At 49.9% G+C, this 17,607-nt stretch carries 13 protein-coding genes and 1 riboswitch; of the genes, 7 read left to right on the top strand and 6 right to left on the bottom strand.

Features of this window, described 5'->3' with window-relative positions:
- Positions 1-121: 121 nt before the first annotated feature.
- On the top strand, positions 122-553 hold the full coding sequence (locus PGRAT_RS20250) for a peptidylprolyl isomerase (protein WP_020427255.1): 432 nt from the start codon (positions 122-124) through the stop codon (positions 551-553).
- 84 nt (positions 554-637) lie between these two features.
- On the opposite strand, the gene PGRAT_RS20245 is transcribed toward PGRAT_RS20250, so the two are convergent.
- A complete protein-coding gene (locus PGRAT_RS20245; RefSeq protein WP_025707421.1) occupies positions 638-1,393 on the bottom strand; it encodes a YwaF family protein in 756 nt (251 codons plus the stop codon).
- A gap of 293 nt (positions 1,394-1,686) precedes the next feature.
- On the opposite strand from PGRAT_RS20245, the gene PGRAT_RS20240 reads away from it, so the two are divergent.
- Together PGRAT_RS20240 and ltrA are read left to right on the top strand one after the other, a co-directional pair.
- Positions 1,687-5,184 carry an LPXTG cell wall anchor domain-containing protein gene (locus PGRAT_RS20240; protein WP_025707422.1) on the top strand — a complete coding sequence of 1,166 codons (3,498 nt, stop codon included), beginning with the start codon at positions 1,687-1,689 and terminating at the stop codon, positions 5,182-5,184.
- A gap of 484 nt (positions 5,185-5,668) precedes the next feature.
- On the top strand, positions 5,669-7,069 hold the full coding sequence (ltrA, locus tag PGRAT_RS20235) for a group II intron reverse transcriptase/maturase (protein WP_042267105.1): 1,401 nt from the start codon (positions 5,669-5,671) through the stop codon (positions 7,067-7,069).
- A gap of 86 nt (positions 7,070-7,155) precedes the next feature.
- Here the strand turns inward: ltrA and PGRAT_RS20230 are convergent, their stop codons facing one another.
- The 5 genes from PGRAT_RS20230 to PGRAT_RS20215 all read right to left on the bottom strand — a co-directional run bounded on the left by PGRAT_RS20230 (position 7,156) and on the right by PGRAT_RS20215 (position 13,404).
- Entirely contained in the window at positions 7,156-8,070 is a 915-nt protein-coding gene (locus PGRAT_RS20230; protein ID WP_036705308.1) for a copper amine oxidase N-terminal domain-containing protein, read from the bottom strand.
- A 146-nt stretch (positions 8,071-8,216) separates the two neighbouring features.
- A complete protein-coding gene (locus tag PGRAT_RS20225; RefSeq protein ID WP_025706128.1) occupies positions 8,217-8,789 on the bottom strand; it encodes a hypothetical protein in 573 nt (190 codons plus the stop codon).
- Positions 8,790-9,630: 841 nt separating this feature from the next.
- Positions 9,631-10,230, bottom strand: coding sequence for a hypothetical protein (locus PGRAT_RS20220; protein ID WP_025706130.1), 600 nt, complete (start codon positions 10,228-10,230; stop codon positions 9,631-9,633).
- A 16-nt stretch (positions 10,231-10,246) separates the two neighbouring features.
- Positions 10,247-10,852, bottom strand: coding sequence for a matrixin family metalloprotease (locus PGRAT_RS32535; protein WP_025706131.1), 606 nt, complete (start codon positions 10,850-10,852; stop codon positions 10,247-10,249).
- Positions 10,853-12,063: 1,211 nt separating this feature from the next.
- A complete protein-coding gene (locus PGRAT_RS20215) occupies positions 12,064-13,404 on the bottom strand; it encodes an MFS transporter (RefSeq protein WP_025706953.1) in 1,341 nt (446 codons plus the stop codon).
- Between the two features lie 160 nt (positions 13,405-13,564).
- On the opposite strand from PGRAT_RS20215, the gene PGRAT_RS20210 reads away from it, so the two are divergent.
- The 4 genes from PGRAT_RS20210 to PGRAT_RS20195 all read left to right on the top strand — a co-directional run bounded on the left by PGRAT_RS20210 (position 13,565) and on the right by PGRAT_RS20195 (position 17,555).
- Positions 13,565-14,770: a helix-turn-helix domain-containing protein gene (locus tag PGRAT_RS20210; RefSeq protein WP_025706954.1), complete on the top strand. Its 1,206-nt coding sequence runs from the start codon at positions 13,565-13,567 to the stop codon at positions 14,768-14,770.
- A 103-nt stretch (positions 14,771-14,873) separates the two neighbouring features.
- Positions 14,874-15,275, top strand: a complete 402-nt coding sequence (gene mscL / locus PGRAT_RS20205; protein ID WP_025706955.1) for a large conductance mechanosensitive channel protein MscL — start codon at positions 14,874-14,876, stop codon at positions 15,273-15,275.
- A gap of 97 nt (positions 15,276-15,372) precedes the next feature.
- A riboswitch (FMN riboswitch) is annotated at positions 15,373-15,543 on the top strand.
- Between the two features lie 219 nt (positions 15,544-15,762).
- The gene (gene ribD, locus PGRAT_RS20200; protein ID WP_025706956.1) at positions 15,763-16,863 is read left to right on the top strand and encodes a bifunctional diaminohydroxyphosphoribosylaminopyrimidine deaminase/5-amino-6-(5-phosphoribosylamino)uracil reductase RibD; all 1,101 of its coding nucleotides are present in this window, start codon (positions 15,763-15,765) and stop codon (positions 16,861-16,863) included.
- Positions 16,864-16,886: 23 nt separating this feature from the next.
- On the top strand, positions 16,887-17,555 hold the full coding sequence (locus PGRAT_RS20195; protein ID WP_025706957.1) for a riboflavin synthase: 669 nt from the start codon (positions 16,887-16,889) through the stop codon (positions 17,553-17,555).
- Positions 17,556-17,607 lie beyond the last annotated feature (52 nt).

The following is a 17,607-nucleotide window of genomic DNA, read 5'->3' as shown; positions in this document are numbered from 1 at the left end:
GCAGACAATGAAGAAGGATGCAGCAGGCGGAAGGACTTCCGCCTGCTTTGCTTTGTGCGTCATTTCATAGTAAACTAATAAACGTGTTCAATATCTGTTATTTCGAAAGGGGTATTTACATATGGCAAAGCAAGCGAAAATTACACTCGAAAATGGCGGCGTCGTGCTGCTTGATCTGTTCGAGAAGGATGCACCCAACACGGTTGCAAACTTTGAGAAGCTGGCAAAAGAAGGGTTCTACAACGGTCTGGTATTTCACCGTGTAATCCCAGGTTTCGTAGCCCAAGGCGGCTGTCCAAATGGTACAGGCTCCGGTGGTCCGGGATATACCATCGACTGCGAAATCAACCCGAACAAGCATGAGCGCGGAACGCTCGCTATGGCTCATGCCGGTAAGAACACAGGCGGAAGCCAGTTCTATATCTGCTACGCTCCACAGCCGCATCTTGACGGCGTACACACTGTATTCGGCAAAGTGGTAGAAGGTATGGACAAGGTTGATGCTTTCCAGGGACGCGACAAAATGACTTCGGTGGAAATTATCGAAGCTTAATTATTAATTTCTCGGGTTTATCCCGTATGTACCAAGCAGAGCAGACTTCCGGTATGGAGGTCTGCTTTTTGGCGTTTTTTATTCTTATAGTTTGGTTCGTCTAGCGCATGGCGGGGCATTCCAACGCTGCGGAAACCAGAAGAACACAAGATACATCAGGAGAAATACCACAAAAGCAAACGCCTCTTCCGCAAGCAGATAGTACGGGTAGGGACCAAAATAATCCAATACTGAAAACGTGCCCGGCTTGTGCGCCAGAAACATATAGTTGGCCCCGAGAATCCGGTCTGCGGCATAGACGGCGGCCGCCACGATATTGAGGCAGAGCATGGTGAAGAACAGCGATTTCCAGGTTGGCCTGTAACCCTCGATCCAGGTCATGTACAGCGATGCCAGAATAATCCCGCCGTGGGCGGCGAAAAACAGCAGAAAGCGGAAATGGGGAAAAGGATACACCAGATTGGGTGTAAGCAGCGCAATGAATGCACCGCCGATGCCCGCGAAATAGAGAAAGGAGTACAGCAGACGGCTCCGGGTAAGCAGCATCACAATGGATAAGAGCAGCGTGATTCCGCATAGTTCCAGCGGCAGGGAATTCCCTTTTTTCCAGACCTCCTGAGTGATGTACCACAGCTGCAGACCGCCTTCAGAGAACAGCAGCACAGCAACAAGCAGCAGGCGGATAGACTGCTTAAGTCCCGGGTTGGAACGGATTGCCCGGCGCAGGCCAAAGAGGATCATACAGAAACATGCGACTAAAGATATAGCCATCCAATGCGAAACCGAGAACATGATGAAATCGATATCATGCTGCCGGCCGAAAAAAGTGTTGTGGCTCACAGCTTTCCCCCTTGAAAGACGAGAAATATTTGGCAAAAATAAAATTCTGAAATTTTAACAATTTCTGATTCTAATGATCTACACTAAGGTGATATAAGTATATATCGCAGTCTCTGGCCAGAAAAGAAAAAAACGCAGAATATTCACATAAGATGGTCGCAGGATTTTCCGGAATACATAACTGGCTTTCAAGCGGAATATGTCTTAACCTGGGCATTCGGCGGTAATCTTCGGCAGCGGCAAGAGAATTTTGCGAATCCGATAATACGATGGGGAATGGGGGCTTTTTGAGTATGGTGAAAAAAAGAATTAGTGTGGCCTTAGTCGTCCTCATGCTGTTTGTGCAGTATGCATACGGCATCGGGTTTAGTATGAAGGCTACGGCTGCGGGAATTGAGAATGACCGGGACATTATTACCAGTGTGTCGATGGCCGTGTATGGGCCGGATGGACAGACGGTAACAGGCAGCGTGTATGACGTTGATTCCAGTGTGAAGCTGGATTATACGTGGGCGCTTCCTAACGGGCATGGCTACGTTGACGGTGACACTTTTGCGTTCCAGCTGCCGGCGCAATTCGAGCTGTTCAATGACATTAACGGATCACTGGTATCAGATGATGGGGAGGTAGGCAGTTTTACAGTCAGCCAATCCACACACCAGGTGCTGATGACCTTCAACAGCTACATCGAGACCCACGATAATGTTCAGGGAACGTTAAGAATTAATACCCAATTTGATAAAAAAGTGATCTCGGGCAGCACGGTGCAGGAAATTGTGTTCCCGGTCAATGGCGGCGCTCAGACCATTGTTGTGAACTTCAAGCCTTCTGTAGGTTCAACGATCGAGAAGAAAGGCGTCTCGGGCGGTTTCAATGCCAATCACATTGACTGGACCGTCGATGTCAACAAAAAGCTGGAGCCGGTAGCGGGTGCTGTCGTTACAGACCCGATTCCTGAAGGCTTGTCCCTGGACAGCACCGTTACGCTTGCGGTCTATCAGCTGTCGGTTCAACTGGATGGCACGGTCACAAAGGGGGCATTGCTTGACAGCAGCAAGTATATCGCCGAAGTAACGGACGGAACGCTGAAGGTACATTTTACGGACCCTGTTATCACGGGCGCTTACCGGATTGCCTATACGACTGCAGTTGTCAGCGATACGTTGAGCAGCTTCACGAATACGGCGTCTTTTAGAGGAGATGGCCGTGAACCAGTCAGCTCATCTGCTACCGTAACTATCGAACGCGGCGGAAGCCTGAACAAACTGGCTACGAATTATGAATGGGGTAAGCAGGTGATTTCCTGGGCCATTGAATACAACTACAACAATAAGGCTATCCCGCAGGGCAGCGGGGTGCTGACCGATTTGTTCAATAACTCGCAGGAGCTGGTTCCGGGTTCGGTGAAGATCTATCCGGTGACGTTGAACTCCTCGGGGACGGCTATAAAAGGCCCCCCCCTGGTAGAGAACGCAGACTACACGGTGACGGACGTAACCCATGACGATAAAAAAGGCTTCAAGCTGGAATTTTTGAATGATATCTCTTCAGCCTTCCGCATTGAATACAAAACCAAGTCGGCAGATCGTGTACTCACTGATACAACAATCACCAACACGGTTTCGGATAGCACCTACAATGTGGAGGCTTCACAGCTGATCCGGTCGGCAATCATTTATAAAAACCTCTCGGGTGTCGATTACAAGAACCATACAACGGACTGGAAAATTACCCTGAATGGCGACGGCTACCCAATGAATGATGTAGCCGTTACGGATAGCTTCCCGCAGGGGGGGCAGAAGTTTATTCCGGGGACTCTGGTCGTAAGGAACGCAAGCGGCACAGTACTTGGTGCCTCTGCCTATACGCTGGAATATAATTCGCCCGTGAAGCCGAACGCCGGGTTCAAGGTGAAGTTCACCTCACCAATCTCAGGAACCTATACAATTGCCTACCGCACAGAGTTCAGCAATGACTGGCTGTATGGCAGCACGGATAATTTTGTCAACAATGCGCGGATTGATTGGATAGGCGGAGACGGCAAAGCGCTATGGGCTGAAGCGAAAGGGCTGTTCATTCCCCGTGCCGAGGTGAAGAACAATGGCTTCAAAGCCGGTTCTTATAATGCATCCGCCAAAGAGATCACCTGGACCGTAGGAATCAATTACAACAGCAAGTCCATCACGGACCCCAATGTAGCAGACCTCCTGAAATCCGGGCAGGCCCTGGTGCCAGGCTCACTTAAAGTCTACAACATGAATATCAATGCAAAGGGAGATCCATCCCAAGGCTCCGAGGTCAGCGCTGACGCCTATACCTACAGTGTTGGCACCGGCAATGAGCTGAAGGTTAAATTTGCGGATGCCATCAGTTCTGCCTATTACATTGTTTTCAAGACGAGTCTGGATGGGCAGCTGATTCATTCCACCGTTGACAATACGGCGAAGCTGCTGGACGGCACCCGAAAAGTATCCAAGGATTTATTCGCCTCGGTCAACATTCCTTACGGTGGTGAATATGTCTACAAAAATGGCCTGCAAAAAGGTGATAAACTGGATTGGACGATTGCAATCAACCGTTCACAGTCCACTATAAAAAATGCGGTGCTGACCGATATACCGAGCCGGAATCAGATTCTGCTGCCGGATTCCTTCCACCTTTATCCTGCCTCTGCGGGGATGAACGGAGAAGTGACCAAAGGCGGACCCGAATTGGTTAGGGATTCTGATTACACACTCAGTGTCATCACGGATGAGGGCGGCAGGCAGAGCTTCGTGCTCAGTTTCCTGCATGATATTAATTACGCGTATATCCTTGAATACAAGTCTCTGATTGTCGCGAATACAGGGGAAAAGCTGGTGAATACCGTCAAACTCGCCGGCACTAATGTAGAGCGGGTCACCCAGGAAACAACCAAAGAGATTATCGTTGGTGTTTCCAGCGGTTCGGGAACAGGCAGCGGTGTGCGCGGAACCCTGGCGGTTCAGAAGTTGGATGCGGCAGACAGCCAGCTTCCACTCGCGGGGGCGACCTTTGAGCTGTACCGTCTGAACGGCTCCGAACGGGTGCTTATCAATACCCGGACCACGGATGCCGCAGGCAGCGCGGTGTTCAACAATATATGGCTGGGAAGCTATGTATTGATTGAGACGGCGGCTCCTACCGGTTACGCTCTGGATACGCGTGAATATCCGGTTACCATTGGCTCTTCAGCCACAATCAACTTAACGGTGCTCAATACGAAGCTGGCCCCGGCTACAGCTACGCCGACACCGACGCCTACGCCGACTCCAACACCGTCAACAACACCAACGGAGTCGCCGGCAGCAACCATAACACCGTCAGAATCACCGGCGGTGACGCCATCGCCAGCACCGACTTCAGGTCCTACGGTGGCGCCAACGCCACCAGATATTCCGTTTATTCCAATACCAACACCTACAGTGTCCAGTGTACCGGGAATAATCATTGATGAGCCGCAGATTCCTGCAGGGCCCGCAGTAACTCCTACACCTCCTGCAGCTACTGCGGCAGCGTCCCCGTCACCTTCTGCTGCGCCTGCAGCCGGAGGCAATACGGATCCGGATACGCCTATTGACGATGAAGTTCCGCTGGGCGGAGTGACTGTCGACGAAGATGACGTTCCGAAAGGAACTGCTGTAAAACCAGCAACTGACGGCAAGCTCCCTCAGACTGGTGAAAGCAGCCCGCTGCCTATATATGCGGCAGGTCTGGCTCTGATCCTTGCCGGGTTTATTCTCAGCAGAGTATTCAGAAACCGGAAAGAGTAGGAACAACCCGATACAGGAAAAGAAGGCACACGGCAGATTCAATGCCGTGTGCTTTTCGTCTTGTGCGCCCGGCATGGGCGATAACTAGGCGGTGAAAGTCCGCTACAGGCTTGGCAGTAGGAACTGTTAGCCAAGGGCAAGGGTGTCCGCCGCGAGGCGGAATCTGAAGGAAGCCGGAGGCAAACCCTCGGTCTGACGAATAGAAATCACATACAAGGCATGCTGGGACGGACGAGCTTGCAATCCAAAGCAAAGTCCAATACTGCCCGAATCTCAGGATGTAAATGTGGCAGATAGATGAGGGGAAGGTTACCGCTCTTACCCGGGGAGGTCTCACAGACGTCCGGTAGGAAAAAAAATCCGAAAGACGGAGTAAAGCTTGCTGTGAGAAGTCAGCAGAGGCCATAGTACCGGGAAGTTTTTTTTTTCGGAAAGAGCCGAACAATCGCAAGTCTCGATTACATACCAGAAGGGAGTTGGCGCGATGAAAGCAGAATACCGAAAGGGCTACCCGCAAAGGGATAACGTGGAACGCGAAGAGTATGCGGGAGCGCGGAGCGCCAGCGTTCGGGAACGTAGAGAAAGAGGCGGTGCAACAGACCTGCTAGAGCAGATTTTGAACAGAGACAATCTGAACAGGGCCTACAAGCAGGTGAAACGTAACCACGGAGCGCCGGGAATCGACGGAATGACCGTAGAAGACGCGTTGTCATGGTTACAGGAGCATAAGGGCGAGCTTTTACAGAGTATCCGTGAAGGAAAATACAAGCCAAGCCCGGTACGGCGCAAGGAAATTCCCAAACCAGATGGAAGCGGAGTCCGGAAGCTGGGCATCCCTACGGTCATAGACCGGGTGATTCAACAGGCGATCTCCCAGCAGCTACAACCCTTGTTTGAACGGCTCTTCTCTGACGGAAGCTACGGCTACCGCCCCGGGCGGAGTGCGCAGCAGGCCATTCGAAAGGTAAGAGAGTACGCACAGCAAGGCTACGGCTACGCAGTCGAAATCGACCTCTCCAAATATTTTGACACCCTGAATCATGAATTGCTGATGAATCTGCTACGCAAGCAAATCCAGGATCACCGTGTAACCGACCTGATTAAGAAATATCTGAAAAGTGGGGTTATGGAGAACGGGGTACACTGCAAAACGGAGGAAGGCTCTCCGCAAGGAGGCCCCTTATCTCCACTGCTTGCGAATATTTATCTGAACGAATTCGACCAGGAGATGAGCAGCCGTGGAGTGAACGTCATTCGGTATGCAGACGATATCGTGGTACTAGCGAAAAGCAAACGGGCAGCAACGCGGCTTCTGGAATCCTGCCGGAAGTACCTGGAGAATAAACTGGGACTCCAGATGAATGCGCAGAAAAGCAAGGTCGTGAGCGTAGTGGCTCGGAAGCATTTCAAGTTTCTTGGCTTTGCCTTGGGCAAGAACGGAAATGGAGTGTATATTCGCGCCCATGGTCAATCCCTCGCCAAAGCAAAGAAGAAGTTGAAGGAACTGACGAGCCGCAGTCAGGGCAGGAATGTTCGACAAGTGATGGAGAAGGTGAAAGTCTACATTCGCGGCTGGATCGGCTACTTCTACGTAGCCGATATAAAACGGATATTGCAAAGCTGGAGCGAATGGCTGCGTAGAAGGCTGCGAATGTACATCTGGAAACAGTGGAAGAAGCCCAAAACAAAGGTACAAAACCTACGGAAACTGGGAATACCGGAGTGGCAGGCTTACCCATGGGGGAACTCCCGCCTGGGCTACTGGCGAGTGGCCGGAAGCCCGGTGCTGTCCCGTTCCATAACAAACGAAAAGCTCGCACAGGCCGGATATTATGACTTCCCTGCACAGTATGAGCAATTACGTAAATTGCACTTATGCGGTTGAACCGCCGTATACCGAACGGTACGTACGGTGGTGTGAGAGGTCGGCTACTCAGTCAATGGGTAGCCTCCTACTCGATTGGATATGTTTTAAGATGTTTTCTCTTCCGGAATGTCAAAAAACTGATTTAAATTCATCTCCTTTGTCCCCAGGGTCTTGACTTCTCCGTTAGGCTCCACGAACCCGTATTTTGCTTCTCCGACATGCCCCATAAATTCAAAAAAAACTACACGACTCGTTATTTTTGGAAGTTCGCCGTCCTGGTTGGTGATTTTTAGAGGCAAAAAGAACAGGCCGCTGGAGGCTTTAACCGAATCAAAGGTGGCCGTCCATTTTTTCTCGCTGTGGTTTCCCACAACTTCGTAATATGAAATGCTGTTGCCTCCAGTCAAGAAAAATTGGTCCGCTTTTCCTTCCGGGAAATAATAACCTTGATTACCCCCTACTTCGCTGGGAGTAATATCCAAGGCTTTCAACGAGCTAACCATTGGAAATTTTAGCGCTGCGCTTCGGGCTTCGGCCAGGCTGGACGAGGCAAATTGTTCCTTTAGCTCTTCCTCTTCACTGGATTTGGCGACGAATACAATCCGTTGTTTGGGATTCCACAGTACATACGCCCCCGTCGATTCTGCGATAAAACGCAAGGGAACCATGACACGCCCTTGTTTTAGGGTCGAGGCTGCTTCCAGTTTCACTTCTTTATTTCCAACCTTTGCTGTTTTCTGTCCCGCCACTAAGGTGATGGTTTCGCCGTTTCGGGTAAGCGTGACGGTCTTGGATGCGTTATTCCATTGTACCGAGCTGCCGGGTATTTGTTGGGCTACCTGCAAAGGAACCATTGTGGTTCCTTTGGTTATATAAGGGGCCACATCCATATTTGCGTAAATGCCATTGATACTAATTTTGATAGCTGAGGAAGCTGCGGAAGCCGTTCCTGTAGGTAGGGCACTTCCTACGACTAGCAGGGACGCGATGAGACATCCGATGAATCCTCTTTTCAACATCTTGTTCACGTTATCATATCCTCCTTGTTCCATTTTTGGTCTTCACTCCCTGTATTATAGACGCACGAAAATCCAAAATGTTACTAAAAACAAAGAAGAAACTTCTATAAAAGAAGTTTCTTCTTTGTTTTATATGACTACTCCTGTTAGGCAGGGTCAAGCTTGGTAATAAGCGGAGCGAAGTTATAGATGGTGAATTTGTCGGCGCTGGTGGGATCAGCAGGATGTTCCTTGGTGCTGACTACTACACGACTGGTGGAAGACAGATTGTCCGTCCATGTATTGTAAATCGCTCCCGCGGTATCCATTCGCAGCTGGGTTTGCGAAAAGCTGGCTTGGCTGTACGAGCTACCGCCCTGGTCTTGCACGCCATGAATCATTTTGACTTTGTTGTGGGTACTCAGCAGGTTTTTGGTAGCACCGACGTTGACGTTATTCGTCCAAGGCAGGGGTGAACCATTTACGTACAAGGTTGCCCGGTTCGTCGCATAGTCGTATACCAGTTTCAAATCTACGGTCTGACCTTTGGCCAGGCTGGCCACCGGATGAGATTCATTATACGTTGATACGTCCCCATAGGAAGAGCCGAGAAACACCTTAAATCCTTCGTAGGAATACGAAATGCCGCTTTCAATGGCCGCATCCCCAATGCCCAGATACCAATCAACATAGCCGTTGACAGCGTTAATAGTCGTGGGCAAAATGAGCTTGGTTGTCACCCCCGTATAAGAGGCCGAGTTGGTAATTGTTCGTATTTGTGTGAGATGAGTAGCTTGGAAGCTGGCGCGCCGTCTTGCTTCTCATCTATTAGGGAGAATTTAGAGGGTAATTTACAACCTTTTTCTTTTTTTAATCTCTGAACGGCGAAACGACGCCGGGGGAAACGGAATGATACGTCCAGGTGAAGCAGTATTCACTTGGGCGCTTTTTGTGTTCAGCCAGAAACCCAAGAGCTGAAGGATAAAGCAAACGACCGGTCGGGCTGAGGCTACCGGCTCTAAGGCGTCTGAAAAACACCGCCCAAGAGCCGGTACGCCCCCTGCGGGGTTACTCCGGCCGATAACAAGAGCGCCTAAGCCGGGCAAAAGCGCCCCGGCCAAGGCGCTCTAGGTTCCTGTCCGTCGCTTCACACCCCGTACGGAGCTTAAGGCCAGGTCAAATGCGTTGTGGGCGAGATCGAGGAAGGCATGACGGCACCATGACTCCGCTGGCGCTCATGAAGAAGCGGGCAACGCCTTGGCGCTGCCCGCTTTTTGTGTGGAAATGCTTTAAAATTTGTTCTCTTTCGGAATGTGGAAAAACTGATTTAACTTCATCTCTTGCTGCCCCAGGGTAGTGACTTCTCCGTTAGGTTCCACAAACCCGTAAGTGGCTTCCCCGATTGGCCCCATAAAGTTGTAAAAGACCACGCGCTTCGTTACTTAAGGAGAGAGGCGACCGCCGGTTCTTTTTGATGTGGCACATAAAAGGTTAACCCCCCCCCCAGCAGAGGTTAACCTTTAATTCTTTATTTGATGTGAAAAGAGTTGCAAGAACCATCTCAATGATCAGCTAGACAGATCATTGAATATCGATATTATCAAGAATATTGCTTTTAATTATTTCTTGTTTGATTTGTTGTTGTTTTTCATTCTGGCTTTCATTGAGGTCGGTGTTATCAATATTATATTTCCCCAACTCGGCAGCGATAATAAAGTAAAGTCCCTCTGAATTTTGTTTAAGGTAAAGTAGGTATTCGCTGGATTGTTGTAATTCGGTATACTCATCCCGTGTTATCTTGCTTTTACCTGTAAGTGTTTGAACGTAACCTATGGGTTCGCCGACTTCAATTATTGAATCATTTGGCACATCACCCTTTAGGGCCTGCTTTACGGAAAAATCGGTTTTTGTATAAAAGTCCTGAATTGCTCCTGTTGGGTAACTTACATTAATGTGTTCTCGATTCTCAAAGCTTTGATCAGTGGAGCCAACTACAACTAAATCTGCTTCATTGAAGAGTGCTTCTTCTGTTTCGTAGTCAGGATATACAGCCGCTGTGTTAATTACTGTGCTTTTAACTGAATTATAAATGAAAAAATAATAGGCACTAGCGAAAACAAAAAATAAAAGTAGGATTGTTAAGAACATATGGAAAGGTTTACGAATATTATAAGTTTTCATATTTAGTCTCCCTTAATTAATTTCCGTAAATAGATTTTAATTGATTTCTATCGTAAGTTGTAGGACTGGCAGATGTTTCGTTACCTTGCCAACCGCCTTTCATTACAGAATTTTGAGCATTTGTACCTGTGGTGTGATCTAATCCTAAAGAGTGACCGATTTCGTGTGTTGCTGTGAATCGAGCTTTAAGTGCAGAGGCAGCAGCGTCATTAGGAACAGTAACGTTATTGTGATACAAAGAATTTACTGAATAATCCCAATTTTTTTCATATTTATTAACAGGAATATTTCCCGGCCAAAAAACATTATAGGCAACATTTAAACCTAACAGTAAGGGATCGCTTGTAGTCCCAGCATAGTACTCATCAATACTATTCCCATTAGGTGATGAAGCTTTACTAATAGAGACATTGGAACTAATTCCGCCCCAATTAGAACGTGCTGTATCATACGTACCTATATAACCATAGGATGCAACTGACGAGTCGTACCATGCGCTAAAAATACCACCATTTTTACGTTTATATCCATATAAATCAGCATCAGCATTTCCGATAAATATTGTGCCTGCTAGAGTTCCGAGTAGAGATAGGGACAAGATAGCCTTAATTTTACTTTTCAATTTAGAACCTCTTTTCTGTAAAAGGATTTGGAGTGAAATTTGGTTTGAAGCAAAACAAAAAAAGGTGTATTTTACTATAAAACCAACTTCCTTGTATTAAAATGAATATAATTACAAGGTAAATTTTACTATAAATATATTTATGAGTAAACAATTACATATAAAATAAATACAAATAGGCTACTAATTATGGAGGAGTAATAAAAAAGCATTCAGGTGGTTTCCACTTGGGCGTTTTTTGTTCTTACAAAGGAAAGAAACAGAAGGTCTAAATAGAGGTTGGGCTGATGCTGCCGGCTCTTAGTGGGCCGCTCTTGCCGCCTTAGAGCCGGTACGCCCCGCTGCGGGGTTCTCCGGCGATAACCAGCCGAGCAAAAGCGCCCCAGCCAAGGCGCTCTAGGTTCCTGTCCGTCGCTTCACACCCCGCACTGAGCTTAAGGCCAGGTCAGACGCGTTGCCGGTGAGATCGGGGGAAGGCATGACGGCTTGATGCGCGCTCTGCTAGGCTGCGCCCGCATCGAGCCGTCATGCAAGAGTCGGCACCATGACTCCGCTGGCGCTCATGAAGAAGCGGGCAACGCCTTGGCGCTGCCCGCTTTGTGTGATACGCCCGGCATGGGCGATAACTAGGCGGTGAAAGTCCGCTACAGGCTTGGCAGTAGGAACTGTTAGCCAAGGGCAAGGGTGTCCGCCGCGAGGCGGAATCTGAAGGAAGCCGGAGGCAAACCCTCGGTCTGACGAATAGAAATCACATACAAGGCATGCTGGGACGGACGAGCTTGCAATCCAAAGCAAAGTCCAATACTGCCCGAATCTCAGGAAGTGAAGTGGAATTAGGGAACCTAAATCGGCTCAAAAGCCTTCAACAGAAGGTATTAGGTGGAAAAAGTAGACTTATTCGAAGTGGATTTACCCGAAACGGCCGAAACGGCCGAATTAAGTTTACTTTTTCCCACTAACGCTTGCTGAGGGGCAGGAAAGGAAAAATGAAGTGGACTTTTTCCACTTGAGCTGCCGTTTGGTGCAAAGAGGAGGTTGGAGCTGCAGAAGTAGAAGGGAACATAAGGTTACCACGGAGATGGAAATGAGGCTCCACGGACAACCCTAACCCCAACACGGCTGCTTACAGCATCGGCGTTCTCAGCTTCCCTCTCAAACATGAAGCTCTGAAAGTGGTTTCTGCGTACAGTATCGTCGTTTCAGCAGCCTTCTCAGGCATGAAGCTCCGGAAGGGGTTCCTGCTCCTGCATGCTCTCCAGCTCCCGGCCGTTTTTTAGTCCTTTTCGTCCTAACAGTGCGACTAATACAATCGCAACGCCGGAAGCCAGCAGCAGGAGACCGGACGGAATCCGGTCCAACAGCAGCCCATACACAATCATCCCTGCTGGCGCGATGGCTCCTGATGCAGTCTCGACGACTGCAAACACTCTTCCGCGATATTCTTCTTCAACCGTTTGCTGCAGGTAAACCTGGACGGGAATATTGATATTTATCACCGTGATACCTACAAGAAACATCAGCACAAGCAGAAAAAGATAAGCGGAAGTGGTGCTGAACGAAAACAGCATTGGGAACGCCATTGCTATAAACAGGAGGCCAAGTGTGGACAGGCCGAGGATCAGCGAGCTGGCGGGGCTGCTTTTTTGGCGGCGGACGGTCAGCAGCAGGGACATTGCCAGTATGCCTGCCGCCAGCATGGCATTAATGGTGCCATATTGGCTGGAAGAGAGCGAAAGGGACTTCACAGCGACAAAGGGCATTACAACATTCAGCGATACCACGAAAAAGTTGACCCAGAAAACGATGTTGATTACTGCGCGGATGACAGGTTTCTTAAAAACATAAGAAATGCCTCCGGCAAGGCTGCTCCGCAGCTCTGCCAATACTTTGGTTTGTACCTGCGGAACATCGTTTCCTGGGACTGGGTCAGGCAGCTCACCGTGCACTACGGTAGCTGCGGAGGGTTTGAACCGCAAACCACAGCTCATGAGGGTCGAAACGGCAAAGCCCGCCGCGTTCAGCAGCATGAACAGCTTGAGGGGGACCATGGCGTACAGCATTCCGCCGAGTACTGGCGCGAGCAGGCTGCCGATGGAACCGGCCATTTGATTAAGCGACCCTGCCCGCTGGATTTGTCCCGTATCCACAAGCTGCAGCAGTGAGGAGGAGACGGCAATTCCATAAAAGGTGGAGCAGACGGACAGCAGAACCAAGGACGCATAGACAGGAAGCAGGGACACACCTCCCAGGGAGACGGCCAGAAAGGCCAGCAGAAGCGTCAGGACGGCGGCAAGATCAGAGCAGACCAGCAGCATGCGGCGGTTCATCCGGTCTGCGGTAACGCCGGCGAAGGGTGCAAGCAGGATCCGGGGCAGCAGTCCGCATACCATCGTAACTGCAAAGCTTCCTCCAGAGCCTGTGAGCTTCAGAATAGATAATCCCACAACGAAGGTATACATTCCGGAGCCCAGGACAGATGCCAGTTTGCCTGTAAAGAACAGCAGCATATTCCGGTTGCTTGGGGATGAAAAAACATGGGCATTAATCTTCATGCGCAGCTCCCTTCAAATAAAGTTAAATATTATTAAACTTATTCTAAGCTGGAAGTGGTTGATATGCAATAAAAAGTTAAATTATATTTAACATCACTTTCTCAGAGTTTTCGTTTACGCTATACTGGAGACAATACGGACAGAAGGATGGCCCTTATAAATGACAAGCAAACAAACGATTGGAGATAAGATCAAATCCTTGCGTACAAGCAAACGGCTCACACAGAGTGATCTGGCCGGTGATGATATGACCAAGAGTATGCTCAGCCAAATCGAAAACGGCAGAGCGCTGCCTTCCATGCGCAGTCTGCAAATTTTGGCTGCGCGTCTTGGGGTGGACGCAGGTTATTTTCTTGGAGAGGAGCAAAGCGCAGATCTTACCCGCCTGGTGCACGATATTGAAGCCCTGTCCAAGCACAAAAACTATCAGGCGGTTGTATCCGCAGTTAAACCCCTAATGGACGGGAGACTTCCCATGACGGTGGATGCCGCACGGCTGATGGGATTCTATGTGAATGCCTGCTACTATACAGGAACGGAGGGAGGAGAAGAGGCGATCCGGCGGGCCGTCGAGATTTACGAACGGTTCAATTTATACGTGGAAAGTGCTAAAGTTCAGTATTTGGCCTATGCCCTGCTTTTCACGCAGAGCCGGTACAGCGAGAGCCTCGAACTGATCCTGCGGGTCAGGGATGACTATGTAAGTAAAAAAACCGGCAACGATTTTCTATTCGAAATCGACCTGCATTATGCGGAGAGTGTGACTTTATCGGCGCTGGGTCAATATGATGGAAGCCGGAGGGCGGCGCTTGCGGCCATTGCCCTGTCACGGGAGGAGGGCGTGTATTATTTGACAGATCATCTATACCGTGTATTGTCCAGCCTTGCCCTGATGTCCGGGAATCTCGAAGAAGCGGGGATGTATCTGGATAAGGCTAAGCTGTTCGTGCAGTTTACAGAGGATGAGCAATCTGTGCAGCTTGTCCATCTGGCCGAGATCAGACTGGCTAATGCGGAACGGCGGTATGAAGAGGCCATCGTGCTTGGGCAGAAGTATCAAAGCAAGGGGAGCAGGTATGAATCGAGTTGTTTCCTGCAAACCGGTATTGCCCTGTATCATTTGGGCCGGGATGAAGAAGCGCTCGCGGCCCTGTCCAAAGTTACCCTGCCTGACGATGCCTACCATCCGCTGGACCGTGCAGCTGTCTTCACTTCATATGCCTACAAAGCCAAAATTTACGCAAGACAAGGGAAAATGGAGGAAGCACGCCAACAGTCGGAAATCGCAAACGAAAGAGTAGGGAAGTACCCTTCGTCGGTCTACACCCAATTTATTCAAGCAACTTACCTGGAACTGCATGCATAGGCTCTTTCGCAGCAAGAAAAAACGCTATACCCTCCAGATGCTTCTTAAACCGTCGTCAGAAATGCTATAATAACTTCAAATTCAAGATGTTGGAGGAAGACAAATGTGGGAAGAATTTAAAAAGTTTGCTTTGAAGGGGAATGTGCTGGATCTGGCGGTGGCGGTGGTCATTGGTGCAGCGTTCGGGAAGATCGTCTCTTCGCTGGTGACGGACATTATCATGCCGCTGGTCGGAATGCTTACCGGGGGTATTGATTTGAATGGACTATCCTTTTCCTATGGAGATGCCGTAGTGAAATACGGGGTGTTTCTGCAGTCGGTTGTCGATTTCTTTATCATTGCCTTCTCAATCTTTATGGTAGTCAAGCTGGCTAACCGTTTCAAGCGCAAGGAGCCCGTGAAAGTGGAGGTAGTGGAGACCCCTGCACCGGCACCTGAAGTAGCCTTGTTAACAGAGATCCGTGATTTATTGCGTACAGACAAGCAGGCTCAAAAGGATAATTAAGTTACATAAATAAAGTTAATTTCATAAACGCACTTGCATTTCCGGTAGCAAAGTGATAATTTTGTTGTAGGCAAAACCTGAAAACTAATTAAATAGATCAATCCTTCAGGGCAGGGTGTAATTCCCTACCGGCGGTGATGCAACTGTGATTGGCTGAACAAGCTGATTGCACTGCTTAGTCCGCTACCCGCTTCGTATATATTATACGGACGGTGGACCCGGTGCAATTCCGGGACCGACAGTATAGTCTGGATGGAAGAAGGAGAGATTAGCGTTTGTGCTTATATAGACAGGCGTACTGCAGTGTATTCCAATATTATGTGCGAACTTTCACATTCGGTCTTTTTTGACGGTGAAACGTACAGTTTTATTAGAACTGCCAGTAAACTCTCGTATAACCCGTCTTGAACTCCACCTGGAGATTGAGGCGGGTTTTCTGTTTTGAACTGGGCAAAAGCTAGAGCAGCACAACGATCGGAGGCAGGACATGGATACAATGAATGACGAATTTTATATGTCACTCGCACTGGATATGGCGGAAAGAGCGCAAGGCCAGACCGGCATTAATCCGGTAGTCGGCTGTGTTGTCGTGAAGGATGGAGCCATGATTGGCCTGGGCACCCATCTCCAGCGCGGCACAGGCCACGCCGAAGTGCACGCGCTGAATATGGCGGCAGGCAAGGCTCAAGGGAGTACGGCTTATGTGACTCTGGAGCCTTGCAGTCACTATGGCAAGACACCCCCCTGCAGCCAGAGGCTGATCGATGAAGGGGTTGCCCGTGTGGTCGTGGCCTGTGAGGACCCCAATCCCCAGGTTGCCGGACGCGGCATCACCATGCTGCGGGAACAGGGAATTGAAGTTGAGGTAGGGCTGCTCCGAAGCCGGGCTCTGCGGCTGAACGAGAAATTCATCAAGTATATCCTGACCAGGCAGCCTTTTGTCACGCTGAAGAGCGCAAGCACGCTCGATGGGAAGCTGGCCACCCGGACCGGGGACAGTAAATGGATATCCAATGGACAGGCGCGGGAGATTGTGCACACGCTGCGCCACCGTCACCAGGGAATTATGGTCGGCGTCAACACCGTGATTGCTGACAATCCCTCCTTAACCACGAGGATGGAAGTACCGGGACTGAATCCGGTCCGGATCGTGATTGACTCTATGCTGCGGATTCCGCTTGATGCTGCTGTCGTCCTTGATGGCCGGGCACCTACCATTGTCGTCACTACCGAATCTGCTGATCCGGTGAAGCGGGCGGCACTGCTGGACGCCGGGGTGCAGATCGTTGTCAGCGGCGCCGGACCGCGGGTGGATCTCAAGACAGCGATGACCCGCCTGGGCGAGCTGGAGATAGGTTCGATCCTGCTGGAAGGCGGCGGAACTCTCAACGGTGCAATGCTGGAGAGCGGTCTGGTGGACCGTGTGATCCTGTTTTTCGCTCCAAAAATCGTCGGTGGTGGCGCAGCCGCACCCGGAACCTTCGACTTTCCGGGCGTAGAGCTGATGCAAAGCGCGATCACACTTGAAGGATTGGAAGTGGAAGTGCTCGGGGATAATGTGTGTATCAGCGGCACGCCTATCCGTTAAAGCAAATATCAGGAGGCGATCAGATGTTCACAGGTTTGATTGAAGAGGTCGGTGTGCTGCGGGGGGTGACCAGCGGAGGCGAAATGATGGTGCTGAACATCGGCGCATCCCTCATTATGAATGACTTGAAAATCGGCGACAGCGTGTCGGTGAATGGCGTCTGTCTGACGGCAACTTCAATCGGCGATCATTCTTTTACCGTTGACGTCATGCCTCAGACTTACCGCAACAGCACGCTCAAGGAGCTGCGCAGCGGAAGCAGGATGAACCTGGAGCGGGCCATGGCTGCCGGCGGACGATTCGGCGGACATATTGTGCAAGGCCATGTAGACGGAACCGGTGAAATCCGCAGCGTCAAGCGCGACCAGAATGCGGTCGTCTTCGAGATTGCTCCAGAGCGTACATCTTTGTTTAAGTTCATTATTCCCAAAGGCTCCATCACCATTGACGGCATCAGCCTGACCGTGGTCGACGCTTCGGCTTCTACCTTTACCGTATCCATCATTCCCCATACGCTCGGTGAGACGGTCCTGGCCCATAAGCGGACCGGGGACCGGATCAATCTGGAATGCGATGTGCTTGGCAAGTATGTAGACCATCTCCTTAACTATGGTTCACGTGCAGGGAATGTGGAAGAAGAGAACAGCTCCCGGATCAGCCGTGATTTTCTGGCGGCGAACGGGTTTGTATAAATAATGAGCAGGCTTGTGCCTAAGCCCTGATAAGGGTGCGCCAAGCTGTCAG

The sequence above is a fragment of the Paenibacillus graminis genome, assembly GCF_000758705.1.
GTDB lineage: Bacteria > Bacillota > Bacilli > Paenibacillales > Paenibacillaceae > Paenibacillus_AQ > Paenibacillus_AQ graminis.
Note: the sequence above shows the minus strand (reverse complement) of the source record. Positions and strands in the feature narration are given on the sequence as shown.